This is a genomic window from Nocardia sp. NPDC056952 (assembly GCF_042674185.1).
In the GTDB taxonomy this organism is placed as follows: Bacteria; Actinomycetota; Actinomycetes; order Mycobacteriales; family Mycobacteriaceae; genus Nocardia.
In genome coordinates, this window is the sequence record NZ_JBHURA010000001.1 from 135,934 (window position 1) to 155,659 (window position 19,726).

Annotated in this window: 25 protein-coding genes; 20 read left to right on the forward strand and 5 right to left on the reverse strand. The window is 67.7% G+C overall.

The window, feature by feature from the left end; genetic code table 11:
- Positions 1-13 precede the first annotated feature (13 nt).
- From ACFTS5_RS00600 to ACFTS5_RS00655, 12 genes are all read left to right on the forward strand, one after another.
- Entirely contained in the window at positions 14-892 is an 879-nt protein-coding gene (locus tag ACFTS5_RS00600; RefSeq protein ID WP_378626376.1) for a hypothetical protein, read from the forward strand.
- 157 nt (positions 893-1,049) lie between these two features.
- A complete protein-coding gene (rplS, locus tag ACFTS5_RS00605) occupies positions 1,050-1,391 on the forward strand; it encodes a 50S ribosomal protein L19 (protein ID WP_062986944.1) in 342 nt (113 codons plus the stop codon).
- A gap of 86 nt (positions 1,392-1,477) precedes the next feature.
- On the forward strand, positions 1,478-2,242 hold the full coding sequence (gene lepB, locus ACFTS5_RS00610; RefSeq protein WP_378626377.1) for a signal peptidase I: 765 nt from the start codon (positions 1,478-1,480) through the stop codon (positions 2,240-2,242).
- A gap of 136 nt (positions 2,243-2,378) precedes the next feature.
- Entirely contained in the window at positions 2,379-3,083 is a 705-nt protein-coding gene (locus ACFTS5_RS00615; RefSeq protein WP_378626378.1) for a ribonuclease HII, read from the forward strand.
- A 46-nt stretch (positions 3,084-3,129) separates the two neighbouring features.
- Positions 3,130-3,435 (forward strand): DUF2469 domain-containing protein, encoded by a 306-nt coding sequence (locus tag ACFTS5_RS00620; protein WP_011210678.1) that lies wholly within the window; start codon positions 3,130-3,132, stop codon positions 3,433-3,435.
- A 91-nt stretch (positions 3,436-3,526) separates the two neighbouring features.
- Positions 3,527-3,883: a YraN family protein gene (locus ACFTS5_RS00625; protein WP_378626379.1), complete on the forward strand. Its 357-nt coding sequence runs from the start codon at positions 3,527-3,529 to the stop codon at positions 3,881-3,883.
- On the forward strand, positions 3,883-5,391 hold the full coding sequence (locus tag ACFTS5_RS00630; RefSeq protein WP_378626380.1) for a YifB family Mg chelatase-like AAA ATPase: 1,509 nt from the start codon (positions 3,883-3,885) through the stop codon (positions 5,389-5,391). Before ACFTS5_RS00625 ends, ACFTS5_RS00630 begins: the two co-directional genes overlap by 1 nt.
- Complete coding sequence (dprA, locus tag ACFTS5_RS00635) at positions 5,388-6,569, forward strand: DNA-processing protein DprA (protein WP_378626381.1); 1,182 nt, start codon at positions 5,388-5,390, stop codon at positions 6,567-6,569. Before ACFTS5_RS00630 ends, dprA begins: the two co-directional genes overlap by 4 nt.
- Positions 6,570-6,791: 222 nt before the next feature.
- Positions 6,792-7,715 carry a tyrosine recombinase XerC gene (locus tag ACFTS5_RS00640; protein WP_378626382.1) on the forward strand — a complete coding sequence of 308 codons (924 nt, stop codon included), beginning with the start codon at positions 6,792-6,794 and terminating at the stop codon, positions 7,713-7,715.
- Positions 7,716-8,128: 413 nt separating this feature from the next.
- Positions 8,129-8,494 carry a YidH family protein gene (locus ACFTS5_RS00645; protein WP_378626383.1) on the forward strand — a complete coding sequence of 122 codons (366 nt, stop codon included), beginning with the start codon at positions 8,129-8,131 and terminating at the stop codon, positions 8,492-8,494.
- Entirely contained in the window at positions 8,491-8,790 is a 300-nt protein-coding gene (locus ACFTS5_RS00650) for a DUF202 domain-containing protein (protein WP_378626384.1), read from the forward strand. The genes ACFTS5_RS00645 and ACFTS5_RS00650 overlap by 4 nt, the downstream gene beginning before the upstream one ends.
- A gap of 62 nt (positions 8,791-8,852) precedes the next feature.
- A complete protein-coding gene (locus ACFTS5_RS00655; RefSeq protein ID WP_378626386.1) occupies positions 8,853-9,194 on the forward strand; it encodes a hypothetical protein in 342 nt (113 codons plus the stop codon).
- A 31-nt stretch (positions 9,195-9,225) separates the two neighbouring features.
- Here the strand turns inward: ACFTS5_RS00655 and ACFTS5_RS00660 are convergent, their stop codons facing one another.
- The 3 genes from ACFTS5_RS00660 to ACFTS5_RS00670 all read right to left on the reverse strand — a co-directional run bounded on the left by ACFTS5_RS00660 (position 9,226) and on the right by ACFTS5_RS00670 (position 11,183).
- Positions 9,226-9,738 (reverse strand): DUF1990 family protein, encoded by a 513-nt coding sequence (locus ACFTS5_RS00660; RefSeq protein ID WP_378626388.1) that lies wholly within the window; start codon positions 9,736-9,738, stop codon positions 9,226-9,228.
- Positions 9,739-9,799: 61 nt separating this feature from the next.
- A complete protein-coding gene (locus ACFTS5_RS00665) occupies positions 9,800-10,342 on the reverse strand; it encodes a M23 family metallopeptidase (RefSeq protein WP_378626389.1) in 543 nt (180 codons plus the stop codon).
- Positions 10,343-10,445: 103 nt separating this feature from the next.
- Complete coding sequence (locus ACFTS5_RS00670; protein ID WP_378626390.1) at positions 10,446-11,183, reverse strand: hypothetical protein; 738 nt, start codon at positions 11,181-11,183, stop codon at positions 10,446-10,448.
- Positions 11,184-11,599: 416 nt separating this feature from the next.
- On the opposite strand from ACFTS5_RS00670, the gene rpsB reads away from it, so the two are divergent.
- The 5 genes from rpsB to ACFTS5_RS00695 all read left to right on the forward strand — a co-directional run bounded on the left by rpsB (position 11,600) and on the right by ACFTS5_RS00695 (position 16,061).
- On the forward strand, positions 11,600-12,490 hold the full coding sequence (rpsB, locus tag ACFTS5_RS00675; protein ID WP_062989975.1) for a 30S ribosomal protein S2: 891 nt from the start codon (positions 11,600-11,602) through the stop codon (positions 12,488-12,490).
- Between the two features lie 252 nt (positions 12,491-12,742).
- Positions 12,743-13,567, forward strand: a complete 825-nt coding sequence (tsf, locus tag ACFTS5_RS00680; RefSeq protein WP_358105503.1) for a translation elongation factor Ts — start codon at positions 12,743-12,745, stop codon at positions 13,565-13,567.
- Positions 13,568-13,735: 168 nt separating this feature from the next.
- Positions 13,736-14,464, forward strand: a complete 729-nt coding sequence (gene pyrH, locus ACFTS5_RS00685) for a UMP kinase (protein WP_378607015.1) — start codon at positions 13,736-13,738, stop codon at positions 14,462-14,464.
- A 49-nt stretch (positions 14,465-14,513) separates the two neighbouring features.
- A complete protein-coding gene (frr, locus tag ACFTS5_RS00690) occupies positions 14,514-15,071 on the forward strand; it encodes a ribosome recycling factor (RefSeq protein WP_101468579.1) in 558 nt (185 codons plus the stop codon).
- A gap of 111 nt (positions 15,072-15,182) precedes the next feature.
- Positions 15,183-16,061, forward strand: a complete 879-nt coding sequence (locus ACFTS5_RS00695) for a phosphatidate cytidylyltransferase (protein ID WP_378628247.1) — start codon at positions 15,183-15,185, stop codon at positions 16,059-16,061.
- A gap of 3 nt (positions 16,062-16,064) precedes the next feature.
- Here ACFTS5_RS00695 and ACFTS5_RS00700 read toward each other — a convergent pair whose 3' ends face one another.
- Positions 16,065-16,436: a lipopolysaccharide assembly LapA domain-containing protein gene (locus tag ACFTS5_RS00700; protein WP_378626391.1), complete on the reverse strand. Its 372-nt coding sequence runs from the start codon at positions 16,434-16,436 to the stop codon at positions 16,065-16,067.
- A 101-nt stretch (positions 16,437-16,537) separates the two neighbouring features.
- Between ACFTS5_RS00700 and rlmN the strand changes: the two genes are divergently transcribed.
- Positions 16,538-17,647: a 23S rRNA (adenine(2503)-C(2))-methyltransferase RlmN gene (gene rlmN, locus ACFTS5_RS00705; RefSeq protein ID WP_378626392.1), complete on the forward strand. Its 1,110-nt coding sequence runs from the start codon at positions 16,538-16,540 to the stop codon at positions 17,645-17,647.
- A 44-nt stretch (positions 17,648-17,691) separates the two neighbouring features.
- On the opposite strand, the gene ACFTS5_RS00710 is transcribed toward rlmN, so the two are convergent.
- Positions 17,692-18,495 carry a transglutaminase family protein gene (locus ACFTS5_RS00710; protein WP_378626393.1) on the reverse strand — a complete coding sequence of 268 codons (804 nt, stop codon included), beginning with the start codon at positions 18,493-18,495 and terminating at the stop codon, positions 17,692-17,694.
- Between the two features lie 115 nt (positions 18,496-18,610).
- Between ACFTS5_RS00710 and ACFTS5_RS00715 the strand changes: the two genes are divergently transcribed.
- Together ACFTS5_RS00715 and ACFTS5_RS00720 are read left to right on the forward strand one after the other, a co-directional pair.
- Positions 18,611-19,033, forward strand: a complete 423-nt coding sequence (locus ACFTS5_RS00715) for an uL11 family ribosomal protein (RefSeq protein WP_378626394.1) — start codon at positions 18,611-18,613, stop codon at positions 19,031-19,033.
- 52 nt (positions 19,034-19,085) lie between these two features.
- On the forward strand, positions 19,086-19,667 hold the full coding sequence (locus ACFTS5_RS00720) for a hypothetical protein (RefSeq protein WP_378626395.1): 582 nt from the start codon (positions 19,086-19,088) through the stop codon (positions 19,665-19,667).
- Positions 19,668-19,726: the final 59 nt, after the last annotated feature.

Sequence of the window (19,726 nt, forward strand, 5' to 3'; positions counted from 1 at the left end):
CAGGGCGGGCGGCATGCGACGGTGGCTCGAAGAAGAGGTGATCGCGCACGGCCGCCTGCCCCTGCTCTGTTTCCTGCTGGGATTCATCCTCGGCTTCGTGGTGATCCGGGTGAGTGTGCGGATGATCCGGGCCAATGTGCGCTGGTGGCCGGGCAATGTGAAAGCCGGCGACACCCACATCCACCACATGGTGTTCGGCGTGATCACCGTGCTGCTGTCCGGCATCGGGCTGATCGCCACCGCCGAGGACTCCACCCAGGTCACCTCGAGCGTGCTGGCCGCGATCTTCGGGATCGGCGCCGCGCTGGTACTCGACGAATTCGCGCTGATCTTCTATCTGCGTGACGTCTACTGGTCCGAGCAGGGCCGAACCTCGGTGGACGCCGTCTTCGTCGCCTTCGCCGTGACCGGTCTGCTCTTGCTCGGCGTCCAACCGGCGACGTTTCTGGACTACGACGACTTCCGGGCATCGCGCGGTGTCGGGGTGCGGGTCGGGGTGGTGATCACGATCACGGTGAATCTGGTGCTCGCCGCGATCGTGATCGCCAAGGGCAAGATCTGGACCGGGCTGTTCGGCATGTTCTTCACGCCGCTGCTGCTGGTCGGCGCGGTGCGGTTGAGCAGGCCTGGCGCCCCGTGGGCGCGCTGGCGCTACGGTCACCGGCCCAAGACCATGAACCGGGCGGTCGCGCGGGAGCGGCGCTATCGTCGCCCGGTCATCCGCGCGAAGATCTTCATCCAGGACCTCATCGCGGGCAAGCCCGACGTCGAGCACGCGCGCACGGCAGCCGAGGCGGAGTTGGCGCGGACCGTCGTCCCGGCGCCCTCGGCACCGCCGCCGCATCCGCACCTGCTGCCGCGCCGCCGGGCCGACCAGACCGACGAGCAGTGAGGCCCGATTTCGATCAGGGCTACCCGGTCTGGCACAATGAACCGGTTGCCTTGGACGAGTCATGTCCGAGAGCACTCCTGTTCTGAGCATGAACCGGTCGAGCGCGCGAGTGCCGCCAGGTTCCTCTGTTCACGCAAAGAATCCGAAAAGGTGGAAAATGAACACCCTTGATTTCGTCGACGAGAAGTCGCTGCGTAGCGATGTCCCCAACTTCCGTCCGGGCGACACCCTGAACGTGCACGTGAAGGTCATCGAAGGCTCGAAGGAGCGCATCCAGGTCTTCAAGGGCGTCGTGATCCGGCGTCACGGCGGCGGCATCGGCGAGACCTTCACGGTCCGCAAGGTGTCCTTCGGCGTCGGTGTCGAGCGCACCTTCCCCGTGCACAGCCCCAACATCGACCACATCGATGTCGTGACCCGCGGTGACGTGCGTCGCGCCAAGCTGTACTACCTGCGCGACCTGCGCGGCAAGGCTGCCAAGATCAAGGAAAAGCGCTGATCTCGCAGTAGCACTTCGCAGTACCAGAATTCTTCAGGTAGCCCGGTACCCGACTCACGTCGGGGTGCCGGGCTACTCTGTTCGGCGTGGCAGACGAAAGTGGGTCGGTGTCGGTGTCCGATTCGGGCGACGAAGGCGGGCGGCGCAGAAAAAAGCGCGGCGACAAGAAGCAGCGCCCGTTCTGGCAGGAGCTGCCGATACTCGTCGTGATCGCGGCTGTGATCGCCGCGCTGATGGTGACTTTCGTCGGTCGGCCGTATGTGATCCCCTCGCAGTCGATGGAGAACACGCTGCTGATCGGGGATCGCATCTACGTCCAGAAGATCAGTTATTACGGCTCCGAACCCGGACCGGGCGACGTGGTGGTGTTCGTCGGGCCGCCGTCGTGGAACGGGCACTACAAGTCGGTGCGTTCGGACAACACTGTCGTGCGCGGTCTGCAGAACTTCCTGTCCTATTTCGGGCTGGTCCCGCCGGACGAGAACGATCTGGTCAAGCGCGTGATCGCGGTCGGCGGGCAAACCGTGCAGTGCTGCGATCCGCAGGGTCGCGTCATGGTCGACGGCAAACCGCTCGACGAGCCGTACATCAAGAAGGACTACCCCTGGTACACCGACCGTCCCAACGCCGTGTACCCGGCAGGCCGGGTGTTCGGCCCGGTGAAGGTGCCGGAGGGCAATCTGTGGGTGATGGGCGACAACCGCAACGAGTCGGCTGATTCGCGCGCCCACGTCAGCGACGATCTCCAGGGCACCGTGCCGGTGGACAACGTCCGGGGCAAAACGGTGTTCAAGATCTGGCCGCCGAACCGGATGGGCCCAGTGAAGACCCAGAACGCGCAAGAGAACTGACACGATGAGGACGAGTGTTCTGTGCCCAGTGAAGACTCAGAACGCGCAAGAGAACTGACACGTTGAGGAGGGATGTTCCGGGGCGAACACGCACCCGGAACACCCGGTCGAACTGACGCGACGGGACAATCGAACTGTGGGGCAGGATCGGACCAGCTGGCCGCCGCGGATGGTGATGCGCCGGGCGGCGGGACTACGCACGCTCGAGGCCGCGCTCGTGCGCGGTGGCCTCGCGCCGGTGGCCGGTGTCGACGAGGCGGGGCGCGGACCCTGCGCGGGTCCGCTGGTGGTGGCCGCGTGCCTGCTGGCGCCCAAGGCCTACGACAAGCTCGCCGGGCTCGACGACTCCAAGAAACTCACGGAGGCGGCTCGTGAGGAGCTGTTTCCGGTGGTTCAGCGGTTGTCGCTGGCCTGGAGCGTCGTGGTGGTACCTGCGTGGGAGATCGACTCGATCGGGATCCACGTCGCCAATATCGAGGGCATGCGCCGAGCCGTGGTCGGTCTCGAACGCACCCCCGGCTACATCCTGACCGACGGATTCAAGGTCCCCGGCCTGCCCGCACCGTCACTGCCGGTGATCGGCGGCGACGGCACCGCGGCCTGCATCGCGGCCGCGAGCATCCTGGCGAAGGTGACCAGGGACCGGATGATGGTCGAGCTCGACGCGCAGCTACCCGGCTACGGTTTCGCCGCGCACAAGGGCTACAACACGCCCGAGCACACCGCCGCCCTGCGGCAGCTCGGACCGAGCACAGAACACCGCCGTTCCTGGCGGAATGTGCGCGAGCTCGAGGTGCCCGGAGGTAGCCGAGTGGCTACTCGCGCGGCACATGCGCGATGATGTCACCAATGAACGCGGCGCTGCTAGCAGGAGGACGTCCCACCCGATGAGTGCTGAGGACCTCGAGAAGTACGAAACCGAGATGGAACTGTCGTTGTACCGCGAGTACAAGGACATCGTCGGCCAGTTCTCGTACGTCGTGGAGACCGAACGGCGCTTCTACCTGGCCAATTCGGTCGAGCTGCGTCCGCAGAACGCCGACGGCGAGGTGTATTTCGAAGTGCGGATGAGCGATGCGTGGGTGTGGGATATGTACCGCCCGGCACGGTTCGTCAAGCACGTTCGGGTGATCACGTTCAAGGACGTGAACATCGAGGAGCTGGAGAAGCCGGACCTGCGCCTGCCGGAGTAGTTGTCCACAGGGGCGCGGTTATCCACAGGATTTCTGTTTGCCCAGGTCGCGGGGGACAGCCACGTGAGCGTCTGTGGCCATGCTTTCGCTCATGGCACACAAACAGGCGCTCGGGGCGTACGGGGAGAAGCTGGCCGCGCAGTATCTGTGCGAGTCGGGGATGGAGATCGTCGCCCGCAATTGGCGGTGTCGATACGGTGAGCTGGACCTGATCGCCCAGGACCCGTCGATCACCGCGTTCGTCGAGGTGAAGACGCGGTCGGGCCTGGGGTTCGGAACTCCGGCCGAGTCGGTCACCTTCAGCAAGCAGCAGCGCATCCGCCGGCTGGCGCTGCTGTGGCTGGCCGAACAGGACGGGCCGTGGCGGCGGATCCGCTTCGACGTCGTGTCGGTTCTGATGCCGCGGGGGCGCGGGCCGGTCATCGAACATCTGACCGGCGCGTTCTGATGGCGCTCGGACGGGCGCTGTCGGTCGCTGTGACGGGGGTCGACGGGCAGCTCGTGGAGATCGAGGCCGATATAGGTCAGGGTCTGCCCTCGGTGAATCTGGTCGGTCTGCCCGATACCGCCCTCCAGGAATCGCGCAATCGGGTGCGTTCGGCGGTGGCCAATACGGGGGAGAAGTGGCCGGACGGCCGGGTGATCCTGGCCCTCTCGCCTGCGACACTGCCGAAAGTGGGCAGCGTCTACGACCTCGCACTGGCGGTTTCCGTGCTCGACGCCTCCGGGGCGGTGCCCGGCGAGCGGCTGGTGAAAACGGTGCTGCTGGGGGAATTGGCGCTCGACGGGCGGGTTCGGCGGGTGCGCGGGGTGCTGCCCGCGGTGATCGCGGCCCGTCGGGCCGGGCTGCCCACGGTGGTCGTGCCCGCCGAGGCGGTGGCCGAAGCGGGGCTGGTCGAGGGAATCGAGGTGCTCGGGGCGACGAGCCTGCGGGCAGTGGTGGCGTGGCTGCGCGGGGAGGGCCGGCTGCTCGAACCCGACGGCGTCGTGCCGGGGACACAGGTCCCGTGCGGTGACCTCAGCGATGTCGTCGGGCAGGACGAGGCCCGCTGGGCGCTGGAGGTCGCTGCGGCAGGCGGGCACCATCTGCTGCTCACCGGGCCGCCCGGAATCGGCAAAACGATGTTGGCACAACGTCTTCCGGGGTTGCTGCCGCCGCTGTCGGAAGCGGAGTCGCTGGAAGTGACCGCGATCCATTCGATGGCGGGATCGCTGTCGGCCGAGCAGCCGTTGCTCACGGTGGCTCCCTTTGTCGCGCCGCATCATTCGACATCGGTCACCGCCATGATCGGCGGTGGTTCCGGCATGGCCGGTCCCGGCGCGGTCAGCCGGGCCCATCGCGGGGTCCTGTTCCTCGACGAATGCGCCGAGATCGGCACGAAAGTCCTGGAGGCACTGCGGACTCCGCTCGAAGAGGGGGAAGTGCGCATCGCCCGGCGCGACGGCGTTGCCCGGTACCCGGCCCGCTTCCAGCTCGTCTTGGCGGCCAATCCCTGTCCGTGTGCTCCGGCACGCGATGTGGACTGCATCTGCGCGCCACTGGCACGGCGCCGCTACCTGGGCAAACTGTCGGGGCCGTTGCTCGACCGCATCGATATCTGGGTCCAGATGCACGGGCACGCCGGTGCGACGTTCGGCGACGAACAGGCCGAGAGCAGCAGCACGGTGGCCGAACGCGTGGCCCGGGCGCGAGCCCGCGCGGCGCAGCGGTGGAGCGAGGACGGGTGGGCGACCAATGCCGAAGTGCCGGGCCACATTCTGCGGAAGCGATTCACGTTGCCGCGGGAAGCGATCGCGCCGATCGAGACGGCCTTACGGCTGGGCCGCATGTCGGCCCGTGGCGCCGACCGGGCCATCCGGGTCGCCTGGACGGTCTGCGATCTGCGCGAAGGGGAGCGGCCCACCGTGCAGGATGTGATGTCGTCGTTGAACTTCCGGCAGCGAGGCGCGCAATGAGCGAATCGCGTGCGGTCGGCGAGGTGGTGGACCTCGACGGTGATCCGGACGAGCGCCGACTCGCCTGGGTGTACCTGTCGCGGGTGGTGCAGGGGCCGTGTGCGCCACTGTCGGCCTTGATCGCCTCGGTCGGGGTGTGCGAGGCCGCGCGTGCTGTCCGTGAGCACGAGTTGCCCGCGGCACTGCGTGGTCCCACCGCGATGCGGCGTGAGATCGACTCGGCAGCAGCGGATCTGGAGACGATCGCGCGTCTGGGCGGGCGGGTGATCACTCCCGACGACGAGGAATGGCCGGGCTGGCGGATGCTCGGACTCGATCAGCTCGACAGCGAGCGTGATCGCGAGGCGGCTGTGCCGCTGGTGCTGTGGGCGCGGGGTCCCCTCTCGCTCCACAGCGCGTCCGAACGCGCTGTCGCGGTAGTCGGTTCGCGGTGTAGCAGTGGATACGGGTTGCAGGTGGCGAGCGAGATCGCGTGCGACCTGGCAGGCCGGGGCTGGACGATCGTCTCCGGAGCGGCCTTCGGCATCGACGCGGCGGCGCACCGGGCGGCCCTCGCCGTCGGTGGAACCACCGTCGCGGTCCTCGCCTGCGGTGTCGATCGTCCCTATCCGGCGCAGCACGACCGCCTGCTCGCCGCCATCGCCGAAAGTGGTCTGGTCGTCAGCGAATACCCGCCGGGTATCTCGGCGCAGAAACATCAGTTCCTGGCGAGGAACCGGTTGATCGCGACGCTCGGGGACGGGGTTCTGGTGGTCGAGGCAGGGTTACGCAGTGGCGCTCGCAACACCGTGAAATGGGCCCGCAGACTGGGCCGGCCGGCCATGGCTGTGCCGGGACCGGTCGGGTCGGCCTCCTCGGCAGGCTGTCATCGCATGATCAGAGACGGCGAGGCGCTGCTGGTAACCCGAGCCGACGACATCATCGACGAAGCGGGTCCCCTCCGTCTCCCCGTCAGCGCAGGTGGCACGGCGGACCTCGCCGGACACCTGCGCGGTGCTGAAGCTGAGATCTACGCGGCGCTACCCACCATCGGCTCGCGTCTACCTCGCGAACTGTCGCAGCAGTCCGGCTTGGACCTGGCCACGGTTCGAGCGGTCCTGCCGAGCCTGGAGCTCGCCGAACTGGTCGGCTGCGATTCCGGTGGGTGGTTTCGGACCTCCGGTCGGCGAGCCAGCTGACGTGGTGAGCGCCCAGCAGGGTGACGTGTGGACATCGGCGGGCCGGGCGAGCGCAGGGTCTGTCCCGGCTGCGCGGCGATCGTCGAGTGGTAGGGCAACTGAGTGCTTCGCCGGCAGGGCGGCGACGGGTGCGCAGACGGGCAGTTCGGCGCAGCGGACCGTTCGGTCGGCTCGGCGGCGTGGTGGGTTGCGTGGGGGACCGGGAAGGGTGACGGTTGGGTCATGGATGTGTTGCCCGATGACCTGACCGCGTTGCTCACCGAGTTCGGACGGCATCTGCGGTTGGGCCGGAATCGGTCGGCACATACGGTGCGCGCGTATCTGGGGGATGTTCGGTCGCTGCTCGAGCATCTGTACGCGCGGTCGGCGGATTCGGCGGTGCGGGAGCTGGATCTGCCGCTGCTGCGGTCGTGGTTGGCCGAGCTGGCGGCGGCCGGGGTGGCCCGGACGACCCTGGCTCGGCGGGCATCGGCGGCAAGGACTTTCACCGCGTGGCTGACCGAGACCGGGCGACTCGGTGTCGACCCGGGGCTGCGCCTGCAGGCTCCGAAAGCCCATCGCGTGTTGCCCGCGGTGCTCGGCCGCGGTCAGGCCGAACAGGCCATGGTGGCGGCGGAATCCGGGGCGGCGCAGCAGGATCCGATGGCGCTGCGGGATCGGCTGGTGGTGGAGTTGTTGTACGCCACCGGGATTCGTGTCAGCGAGCTGTGCGGTCTCGATCTCGACGACATCGACCGGGAGCGCCGCCTGGTGCGGGTGCTCGGCAAGGGCAACAAGGAGCGCTCGGTACCGTTCGGTGGTCCGGCCGACACGGCGCTCGAGGCCTGGCTCCGGGCCGGCCGTCCCTCGCTGGTCAACAGCAACTCGGGCCGCGCCTTGTTCCTCGGCCAGCGTGGTCGCCGCCTCGACCAGCGCCAAGCGCGCGCCGTCGTCCACGACGTCATCGCCGCGATCCCCGGCGCTCCCGACATGGGCCCGCACGGCCTGCGCCACAGCGCCGCCACCCACCTCCTCGAAGGCGGCGCCGACCTACGCGTCGTCCAGGAACTCCTCGGTCACGCCAGCATGGCGACCACCCAGCTCTACACCCACGTCTCCGTAGAACGCCTCAAGCGAGTCCACGACCAAGCCCACCCCCGCGCCTGACCGCGTCGAGTCGGTCTTCGGCCCGGCCGCCTTCGATGGCTGATCGTGCCGAGTGGGTTCTCGGCCAGGCCCCGTGCGCGGCCGATTGGCTAGAGCGGTCAGGGGCCGCCCCCTGCGACTGGTCGCCTTGAAACGGGTTCACACTTTCCCCGCGTCGGCAGGTGACCTTGGTCGGCCCGCAGCGTGCCGATTCTCGTGTCCGGTCTGGGGAAGTTGGCTCCCCGGAACAGTGCCGCTCCGGAAGTTCCTCGGACGGCCGGGAACCCTCACACGTCCCTGTCATGGAGTGCGCACGATCGGCGCCGCGCTGTCGCCGCACAGATCAGCGGCGACAACACGATCGACGCCGCGCTCATGCGGATCATCGGTGGGTGGATCGGGGTAGCGCATGATGGGGGCAGGAGGTGGTGGTCGTGACGTTGCCCGAGGTCGGGGCCGAATCGGACGACGGCGAGGAAGAGGTCGACTATCGGTTCACCCTCGCTAACGAGCGGACGTTTCTGGCGTGGATCAGGACCGCGATCGGTCTGCTCGCCGGCGGCGTCGCGGTGCACACCCTCGTGCAGCCGACTCGGCTGGCCGGATTCGCCGGTGCCATCTCGATGATCTGCCTGATCATGGCGCTGGCCGTGGCCCTCGCCGCCTTCCGGCACTGGCGCCGGGTCGATCTCGCGATGCGTTCCGGGCGACCGTTGCCCGGAACGGTCCTGGTTCCCGTGTTGTCGGCCGGTGTCGCGATCGTCGCCGTGCTCGCCTGCGTGGCGGTCGTGCTGTCGTGACCGCACCGACCCTGGCGATGGAGCGCACCGCCCTGGCTTGGCGGCGCACCGCTCTCGGAGCGGCCGGCTGCGCCCTGCTCTTCGTGCACGAGGCGACTGTCGACGGTTGGCCGACATGGCCGGTCCCTTTCGCCGCTGCTGCGGTCGCCCTGCTCGTGTCCGGAGTCGGCTGGTCGCGTGGCCGCGCACTCGATCGCGGACGCTCTGGCACCGCGCACCGATTCGTCGCGACCACCACCCTCGCTGTCGCGGCCGTCTCCCTCATCGCGGCGGTCACCGTACTGCTCAACGGGTAGCTCGCGCTCGCCCTGCGACGTACTCGGCACCGGGGGCGTTCTCAGAAAATAGTGTGGTGGACGTGACTTCCCTGCGTGAGCGGCTGCGTGCCGCCTTGAAACCTGCGATGAAGGCCCGCGACCTCGGTGCGGTCACGGCGCTGCGTTCGGCGCTGGCGGCGATCGACAACGCGGAGGCGATCGATGCCGCTGACGTACGAGCCGGCGCCATGGAGGAAAGCCCAGTCGGCCTCGGTGCGGCCGAGGCTGTTCGCCGCGACCTCACCGAGGTCGAGATCGAAGCGATCGTCCGTCGAGAGATCGACGAAAGACGTTGCGCGGCAGCTGAATATGACCGACTCGGCGCGATCGATCGCCGCGATCGGTTGAGCGCCGAAGCCGACACGCTGGCCACGCTGCTCTGATGGCCGTACCCGTGCCGGCCGGGCCGCGACGTCAGTTGCTGGTGGGCAAGGTGTTCAGGTAGCGATGGGTGAACCAGCGCTGGATCAGCCGGGCGACGGGTCCGCCGAGACGGACGTACCAGGCGCCCGGCCGGGAGAAGGCGGTGATCAGGCCGTAGACGGTGTCGTCGGTCGGGTCGTATTCGACGGCGAACAGTTCCTCGCCGACCTCGGGGTGCCCCGGCAGGGTGCCGTAGGCGAAACCTCGGCGGTCGGGTTCGTCGAGGACGTAGACGACGCGGCAGGGCGCACTGATGTTCAGTGGCCCGATGCGGAGAACGACCGTCAACTCGGTTCCGGGCTGCGCGGTTTCGGTGTCGGCGCCGCGAAAGGTGCCGACGCCCTTCTGAATTCCGAAGTCGAGAATATGGGCGGCCGCGCGCTCGAACAGATCGCGGCCGTGGCCGATCGGCCGTCGATTCCGGAACCGGTGGTACCCGTCGGGCATCGTGGCGCGGGTGGCGCCCACGTCGGGATAGGTGAAAGGCGCTGATTTCTCGGACACGCCTCGATTCTCGTCCGCGACCGGCTGCCGCGGGGGCGGGGTGGCGGAGCGTTTCGTCACATCACGGTTCCAACGGTTTCAGCCGGACCGGCACCTCGTGCAGGAGTCCCAGCGGGTCGACGTATTCGCGCCGGTTGTGGGCGCCGGATTCACGGCGGGCTCCCCAGTGCAGGCACACGGCGGCCGGACACCCCTCGTGTCCGGCCACCAGCGTGCCGATCGCCGTGCCCCTGACCACCCGGCTCCCCACCGCGACCTTCGCCGTCACCGGTTCATAGGTGGTGCGCAAGCCGCCCGGATGATCGATGGACACCACCGGCTTGCCCGCCACTTCCCCCGCGAACACCACGATGCCGTCCCCCGCCGCCAGCACCGTCTGCCCGGCGCTACCCGCCAGATCCACCCCCCGATGCCCCGGCAGCCAATTCCGCTCCGGCTTGTCGAACCGGCGCTCCACCGTCGGCCGCGGCCGCAACGGCCAACCGAACGGCCCCGATTCCGCCGCCTCGGCGGGCACCGCCCCACTGAGCACAATCGCCACCAGGCAGACGACACCCAGCACCCTCCCGAGAATCGTCCACGTCCGGAGCGCCGCTTGCCGCATCGTCGAGGATGTGCGCGGCCGCCGACCGCGACCGGTCCTGCCCGGCCACGCCGTGTTGTCGGGCCGCGGGCGATCGGCAGGGAACCTTTCGAACATCGAGGCCTCAGCGGTGAGGTCGTGGTGTCGGCACACGCTGCTGCCCGGCCAGCGACCGCAGCATCTCCCGCAGGACTGCGGGGAGTTCGGCCGCTGATCCACTTCCGCCGCCCGCTCGCACCACGATCTCGATCTCCGACCGAGCCCCCGCACTCTGATCGATCCCCTGCGGCCGCGCCGGAGCGGAGCCGAGATCGTGGACCGTCACCCGAACCGGAACTGGTGCGGGAACGAGTTCGCGTCGAGGCACGGTCACCGGAACCGCGGTCGATTCCCGGCCGCACGAGACAGGGCCGGACGGGCGCTCCCGCGGCTGCACAGGCGCGGCGCTCCTGCGCACACCTTCCGGCGTCGGCCTCGGCGGGAGTTCCACAGCCACCGCTGCTCCCAGGTTGATTTCGACGGCTACGTCCGCCGCCGGTCTGCCCGGCGAGGTCGGCGCGCTCTGAGGATTCGGCACGGGCGGTGCTATCGGCACAGCGCCGGGCGCGGCCGCACGCTGCGCCGGGCGAATCACCTGGCCGACGCCCTCGGGTGGGTGGGCCAGGACGACAGCCCCGCGCACTCCGGCGCATACGGACGATGATCCACTGTGAGGGGAGAGCGTCGGCGCGACGTCGGCGGCGGAAGGTCGGACTGCGCCCGGAGCGCCGCTCTCGGGGTGTGCCGCGGCCGGTGCGGCAGCGATTCCCGCCGCGCAGAGCAGCGGAAACGTCGTGATCAGGGTGCGTGTCAAAGTGTTCATGCCCCAACTCTGGGCGCCGGACAACCCCACCGGGACAACGACTTCGAGAATGTGGACAACTTGCCCGCATGTGGATATCGCGTACTTCATCCGCGAAATGGGCGGTCGTTGCGCAGGGGCGATTTCGGACCTGGCCCTGCTCCGCGTAGACTGAACAAGCGGTTTGTGCTCAGCAGCCAATGCGTGTGCACAGCACGGACCGACTTCGCGCGCCACCCGTGCTCGTCCATCCGGTCGTCGCTCGCAATGCAGACGGTCCGCGAGGGCATGTCAGCGCGAGTTCTCCAGCGGATGAACAGGGAAATCGTCGGCTGGTCCCGGATTCTTCGAATCGGGTCCGGCGGTTTCGGTGGCGCCAGGGCAGTCGATCGCCGATCGACCGCGACAACCGGCAACGAAAGAGAGATACGAAGGCTATGCCTGTCGTAACTATGAAGCAGCTGCTCGACAGCGGCGCGCACTTCGGCCACCAGACTCGTCGGTGGAACCCGAAGATGAAGCGGTTCATCTTCACCGACCGCAACGGCATCTACATCATCGACCTGCAGCAGACGCTGACCTTCATCGACAAGGCCTACGAGTTCGTCAAGGAGACTGTCGCCCACGGTGGCACCGTCCTCTTCGTCGGTACCAAGAAGCAGGCCCAGGAGTCGATCGCTTCCGAGGCGCTGCGCGTCGGAATGCCCTACGTCAACCAGCGTTGGCTGGGTGGCATGCTCACCAACTTCTCCACCGTGCACAAGCGCCTGCAGCGCCTCAAAGAACTCGAGGCGATGGAGCAGACCGGTGGCTTCGAGGGTCGTACCAAGAAGGAAATCCTCATGCTCACGCGTGAGATGACCAAGCTGGACCGCACCCTCGGTGGTATCCGTGACATGGCCAAGGTTCCCTCGGCCATCTGGATCGTCGATACCAACAAGGAGCACATCGCCGTCGGCGAGGCGCGCAAGCTGAACATTCCGGTCATCGCGATCCTGGATACCAACTGCGACCCCGACCTGGTCGACTACCCGATCCCGGGTAACGACGACGCGATCCGTTCCGCCGCACTGCTCACCAAGGTCGTCGCTTCCGCGGTGGCCGAGGGCGTGCAGGCCCGCGCGGGCCAGGCTTCCGGCGACGCGAAGCCCGAAGCCGGCGCAGGCGAGCCGCTGGCCGAATGGGAGCAGGAGCTCCTGTCCTCGGCGACCCCGGCTGCCGAAGCCGATGTCGCTGCCGCGACCGAGGCCCCGGCCGTCGAGACCCCGGCCGAGGCCGAGGCCGAGGTCAAGGCCGACCCGGCACAGCACACCCCGGCCGACTTCTGAGCTGACCGGTAGCGCACTGTTCACCTTGCCGACCCGTCTGAATTCAGATGTGGTCGGCAAGGTGGCGTAATACCCGAACAAGTAAGTGCATGGCCTCGGCCGAGATGTCTTTTCCGTGGTTTCTCGGCCGCCTCGATCTGGACTGACCAGAGGGTGCGACGAAGGAGTGCCCGCCGGGAGGGAAGATCGAGGCCCACAGGGCCGAGAAACCTGCGGCGCCAGCCGCCAAAAATTACAGGAGGCTCGCCCCCGATGGCGAACTACACCGCTGCTGATGTGAAGCGGCTCCGGGAGCTCACCGGCTCCGGCATGATGGACTGCAAGAACGCGCTGGCCGACTCCGACGGCGATTTCGACAAGGCCGTCGAGGTGCTGCGTATCAAGGGCGCCAAGGACGTCGGCAAGCGCGCCGAGCGTGCGACCGCCGAAGGCCTGGTCATCGCCAAGGACGGCGTCATGGTCGAGATCAACTGCGAGACCGACTTCGTCGCCAAGAACGCCGAGTTCCAGCAGCTGGCCGACACCATCGTGACCGCGGCCGCCGCGGCCAAGCCGGCCGACCTGGACGCCCTCAAGGCGCTCAAGCTGACCGACGGCACCGTTGACGACGCCGTGCAGGCGCTGTCGGCCAAGATCGGCGAGAAGCTGGAACTGCGTCGCGTCGTGTCCTTCGACGGCCCCGTCGCCACCTACCTGCACAAGCGCGCTTCGGACCTGCCGCCCGCCGTCGGCGTGCTGGTGGAGTACGAAGGCACCGGCGACGCCGCTGCCGACGCCGCGCGTGCCGCGGGCATGCAGGTCGCCGCGCTCAAGGCCAAGTACCTGACCCGCGAGGAGGTGCCCGCCGATGTCGTCGACAACGAGCGTCGCATCGCCGAGGAGACCGCGCGCGAAGAGGGCAAGCCCGAGGCCGCGCTGGCGAAGATCACCGAAGGCCGCGTCAACGGCTTCTTCAAGGACGTCGTGCTGCTCGAGCAGTCCGCCGTCACCGACTCCAAGAAGACCGTCAAGGCGCTTCTGGAAGAGGCGGGCGTGAACGTGAAGCGTTTCGCTCGTTTCGAGGTCGGCCAGGCCTGATCCGCCTGAACTTCACGAATAGCCTCTTCGGCGCGGTGTGATACCGCACCGGAGGGGCTTTCCTCATGGATCGACCGACCCCACTTCCGGGTGACCGCAACCTGATAGGGCAGGATGGATGCCGCCTGCTCGCCCCGCTCTCGACCTCGCCGAAGGAGACCGACACCCATGACCGACCCGGGTAACGACCGCCCTGGATACAACCGGGTGCTGCTCAAGCTGGGTGGGGAGATGTTCGGTGGTGGCGGGGTGGGCCTCGATCCCGACGTCGTGCAGACCGTGGCCGAGCAGATCGCCGAGATCGTCGAGACCGGCGTGCAGGTGGCCGTGGTGATCGGCGGCGGCAACTTCTTCCGCGGCGCCGAACTGGAGGAGCGCGGCATGGAGCGGGCGCGCTCCGACTATATGGGCATGCTCGGCACCGTGATGAACAGCCTCGCCCTCCAGGATTTCCTTCAGCAGCAGGGTGTGGACACCCGCGTGCAGACCGCCATCACCATGGGCCAGGTCGCCGAGCCCTACCTGCCGCTGCGCGCCAAGCGCCACCTCGAGAAGGGCCGCGTCGTGATCTTCGGCGCGGGAATGGGCATGCCCTACTTCTCCACCGACACCACCGCCGCTCAGCGCGCGCTGGAAATCGGCGCCGACGTGGTGCTGATGGCGAAAGCGGTCGACGGTGTGTTCGACGCCGATCCGCGCGTCGACCCGAATGCGAGCATGTTCACCGAGATCACCCACAAGGAAGTGATCGAAAAGGGCCTGAAGGTGGCCGATGCCACCGCTTTCAGTCTCTGCATGGACAACCAGATGCCGATGCTGGTGTTCAATCTGTTGATCAAGGGCAATATTGCCCGCGCGGTCGCCGGTGAACCCATCGGCACCCTGGTTCGGTCGTGACCCCGCACCCGCGGACGATGACGATGACGACGCTGTGGAGGATTCGGTCGTGATTGATGAAGCGCTCTTCGATGCCGAAGAGAAGATGGACAAGGCCGTCACGGTGGCGAAGGACGACCTGGGCAGCATCCGTACCGGTCGCGCCAACCCTGGCATGTTCACCCGTGTGCTGATCGAGTACTACGGCTCGCTCACCCCGATCACCCAGGTCTCGAGCATCACCGTGCCCGAGCCGCGCATGGTCGTGATCAAGCCCTACGAGCAGAGCTCGCTGGGCCTGATCGAGAACGCCATCCGCAACTCCGACCTGGGTGTGAACCCGACCAACAACGGCGACATCCTGCGCATCTCGGTGCCGCAGCTCACCGAGGAACGCCGCCGCGAGATGGTCAAGATGGCCAAGAGCAAGGGCGAGGACGCCAAGGTCTCGATTCGCAACGTCCGCCGCAAGGCGATGGACGAACTCGGTCGCATCCAGAAGGATGGCGAAGCGGGTGAGGACGAGGTCGGGCGCGCCGAGAAGGAGCTCGACAAGACCACCGCCAAGTACGTGGCCCAGGTCGACGAGCTGGTCAAGCACAAGGAAGCCGAACTGCTCGAGGTCTGAGCGCCAGATCTCGCCAGTCCCGCTCGTGCGGGGGATGAACGGAACGACGAGTTGAGCGACGGGACAATCGTGGCCGAAGACGCCGCCGCCACCGGGGCGGCACCGGATCCCATGCCGGACAAGGTCGAGGAGACCGCGGCCGCGCCGCAGGACGAGCAGCCGCCCGCCCCGACCTCACGGGCCGGGCGCAATCTGCCCGCGGCACTGGCAGTCGGGCTGACGCTCGGGCTGTCGTTGATCGCGATCCTGTTGTTCGTCCCGAAGGTGTTCATCGCGGTCGCGGGCATCGGCGTCGGCGTGGCGACCTGGGAGGTCACCAAGCGGCTGCGCGAAGCCGATGTGCTGGTGCCGCGGATTCCGCTGCTGGTGGGCGGTCAGGCGGTGTTCTGGCTGGGCTGGCCGTGGGGGGCGAGCGGGGTGCTCGGCGCGTTCGCCGCCACCGCGCTGGTGTGCATGGTGTGGCGTCTGTTCGACCACGGCCTCAGCACCGCGCCGAAGAACTTCCTGCGTGACACCGCGATCGCGGTGTTCACCCTCACCTGGATTCCGTTGCTGGCCGCGTTCTCGACGCTGCTGCTGCTCGAACCCGACGGCAATCTACGGGTGCTCACCTTCATGATCCTGGTGGTGTGCTCCGATGTCGGCGGCTACGTCGCCGGTGTGCTGTTCGGCAGGCATCCGATGGTGCCCGCGATCAGCCCGAAGAAGTCGTGGGAGGGATTCTGCGGGTCGCTGGTGTTCAGCGTGATCGGCGGTCTGCTGACCGTCACGCTGCTGCTCGAGGCGAACTCGATGATCGGTGTGGTGCTCGGTGTCGGCCTGGTGGCCGTGGCGACCATCGGTGATCTGATCGAGTCGCAGATCAAGCGGGAGCTCGGCATCAAGGACATGGGGACGCTCCTGCCGGGGCACGGGGGAATCATGGATCGCCTGGACTCGATGCTGCCCTCGGCGTTCGTCTCCTGGCTGGTACTCAGCGCGCTGATCTGATCGTCAGGGCCTCTTGGCGGCGTGCCGCAGTTGCAGGATGCGGACTCCGCCGACCAGGCCCATCACCAGCGCCCCCGCGATCACCGACAGCAACACGGTGACGCCGAGCGGCAGTTCGAAGTGCCAGAACAGCAGGTTGGTCCGGACCTTGTCGAGATTCTGGATGATGAAGATCAGCAAGACGATGCCGAGCAGGGCCGCGGCCAGCAACGCGATCCAGGTGTAGCCGGTGCGCGATCCGTGCACGGCGTCGCGCGGAGCCGGTGTGGTAGCAGGCTTCGCCGGTTCGGCGGGCTTGTTGTGCTTGCCGGTGAGATCGGTCGGCGGCGGGTCGTGTTCGGCCGGTGACGCACCGGATTCTGCGTGTGTACTCATAGTTCGATCATTGCCGACTGCTATGGCTCGTGCACGCATCTTGTCGATAACGTTGCCCGGCGTGGTGACCACGACGGTGCGTTTGGGACAATGGTGAAACTATGGCCATCTCCCTGCCCCTCGTGTTCGATGCCCCGCGCCGCGGCATGCCGCCGCGCCACCTCGCCGATCTCGATTCGGACGAACGCAAGGCCGCGGTGCAGGAGCTGGGATTGCCGAAGTTCCGGGCCGACCAGCTGGCCCGTCAGTACTACGGCCGCCTGCAGTCCGATCCCGCCCTGATGACCGACCTGCCCGCCGATGTGCGCGCGAAGGTCGGCGAGACGCTGTTCCCGCCGCTGCTGTCGGTGGTGCGCAATATCGCGTGCGACGAGGGCGACACCCGCAAAACGCTGTGGAAGGCGCACGACGGGACGCTGCTGGAGAGCGTGCTCATGCGTTACCCCGACCGCAACACGCTGTGCATTTCCAGTCAGGCCGGGTGCGGGATGGCGTGTCCGTTCTGTGCGACCGGGCAGGCGGGGCTCACCCGCAACCTGTCGACCGCGGAGATCGTCGACCAGGTGCGTGCCGCCGCGGCGTCCTTGCGCGACGGCGAGGTGCACGGCGGTCCGGGCCGGCTGTCCAACATCGTGTTCATGGGGATGGGCGAGCCGCTGGCCAACTACAAGCGGGTGGTGAACGCGGTTCGCCGGATCACTTCGCCTGCTCCCGACGGGCTCGGCATTTCGCAGCGGTCGGTGACGGTGTCGACCGTCGGCCTGGCGCCCGCGATCCGCAAACTGGCCGACGAGAACATGTCGGTGCGCCTGGCGGTGTCGCTGCACACCCCCGACGACGAACTGCGCGACACCCTGGTGCCGGTGAACAATCGCTGGTCGATCGCCGAAGTGCTCGACGCCGCACGGTATTACGCCGACAAGTCCGGGCGTCGCGTGTCGATCGAGTACGCGTTGATCCGCGATATCAACGACCAGCCGTGGCGTGCGGACCTGCTGGGCAAGAAACTGCACAAGGCGCTCGGTCCGCTCGTGCACGTGAACCTGATCCCGCTCAACCCGACACCGGGCAGCGAGTGGGATGCCAGCCCCAAGCCGGTCGAGAAGGAGTTCGTGCGCCGCGTGATCGCCCAGGGCGTGTCGTGCACGGTGCGCGACACCCGCGGCCAGGAGATCGCCGCCGCCTGCGGTCAGCTCGCCGCCGAGGGTTAGACGGCGCTCGTCGCCGTTCACGGGCTCGGAGGACGTGCTCGAGCTCAGACGATGCTGCTCGGTGCGATGAAGTCGTCGTAGGGGAGTGGGCCCGCGACGAAGGCGTTGACCGACATGAAGTTCAGGGTGATGTCGCCGCCGTGGTTGTCCAGGAAGGCGATATCTGAGGCGTCGCGGCCGGTGGCGATGCGTACCAGGCTCGAGCGCGGCGCGAGGCCGGTCGGGTCGTAGGTGCGCCACTCGCCGTCGATGTAGGCCTCGCAGACGGCGTGGAAGTCCATCGGCACACAGCCCGGCGCGTAGACCGCGGCGACCCGGGCGGGGACGCCGACGGCGCGCAACAGCGCGACCATCAGATGCGAGAAGTCGCGGCAGACTCCGGTGCCGGAGAGCAGCGTCTCCACCGCACCGTCGATGGGCGTGCTGCTGCCCGAGACATAGGTGATCCGTCTGCCGATCCACGACGAGACGCGGTTGGCCACCTCGGGATCGGCTATGCCGTAACCGAATTCGGCCGCCGCGAAGCCCAGCAGCTTGTCCGACTCTGCGTAGCGGCTCGGCCGCCGGTACAGCGCGAGGTCGTAGTCGGAAGGCGGCGCGAGGACGGCGGTGCCCAGGACGGTCGCCTGATAGTCGATCCGGAGGGTGCCCGCGCGCACGTCGAGCACGTGGATCCGGGAACCGTGCGGACCGACCACTTCGCGTGGCGTGCAGAACTCGCCGTCGAGCGAGCATGTCATGGACTCGATGAGATCGAGTCCTGGCTGGCGGGCGACAGCGATCTGACACTGCAGCACCGAATCGGCATGGACCGCGACCTCCAGGCGAGCGGAAACGTCCCGTTTCACGCCCACAGACTGACAGGCGAATCGGGATCAGGCGAACCGAACCGCACGAGCGGGTTGCGGCCCAGGCGTTATCGTCGTGGGACCGGATCGACGCGTGCGTCCGAGATCGTTGACTATGGCGCGCGAAACAGCCTCTGTCACAGTCACTCTCGAGCTCGAAGCGGGCAATGCCTCGCTGATGGTCCTCGGCAAGATGCTCGGTCCGACCGGCGTTGCGCCCTTCGAGGTCAAACGGCGCTACGACGCCGCCACCGCGGATCGACGTGGCGAGATCATTCCGGCCGCCATCACGATCGACGCCCGCAAACGCTGGACGATGCGGCTCAAGACCCCGCCGACCGCGTCCTTGATCCGCAAGGCTCTCGGCCACCCCGGCTCCCCGCAGCCCGGGCACAAGCCGGTCGGCGCGATCAGCCGGGACCAGTTGCGCCGCATCGCGATCCGCAAACTTCCCGACTTGAACACCACCGATGTGGAGGCGGCGATGCGCATCGTCGCGGGTACGGCGCGATCGATGGGTGTGCGCGTGGAGGAGTGAGCTGGGGTGTAGTGCCCTGTACTCGCGCCCAATCGGCCGGGTCGCTGTCGCGGTGTTGCTGACCTTCACACTGATCATCGGCGGCGCCGTCACCTGGGTGTGGCAGGACGAGAGCACCTGGATATCGGACATGCTGGAACGGTCGCGTGCGCACAAAGATCTGGCCGCGATGTCGCAGGCATTTCCCCAGATGGTGCCGACCGGATTCGCGGACGGCCCTGGATTCGAAGGCCGCGAGTGTTCGGCGTACGCGAACACGAAGATTCGGAACGAACTCTTGTGGGAGCTGACGTTTCAGCAGGCAGACGCGAAATGGTCGTGCGGCAGCCTGCAAAGTGCCGATACCGACTACTTCTTCTACGCCTTCGCGACCGCGGCGGACGCGGTCGAGGCCGTGAATCGGTTTCGTGGTGAGACCGGTGACAAAGGAAACGCGTCGTCGGGGTCGCGGACCGACCACCATCGTGAACAGACCTACAACGGTGGATACAGTGGCTCCGCCGTGGTGTCCACCTTCAGCGATCCCGCGCGAGAACGGTGGGTGCTGGTATTCCAGCGCGGCTCGGCTTTCACCACAGTCGAGGCCGACATGCCTGTTCTCCTCGCCGACATCGCCCGCTTCCCACTGGGTTGAACCCGCCACCCGGCGGTGTACTGCACCGATTCGCGGGTCCTGCGTTTGGTAGGGTCCAG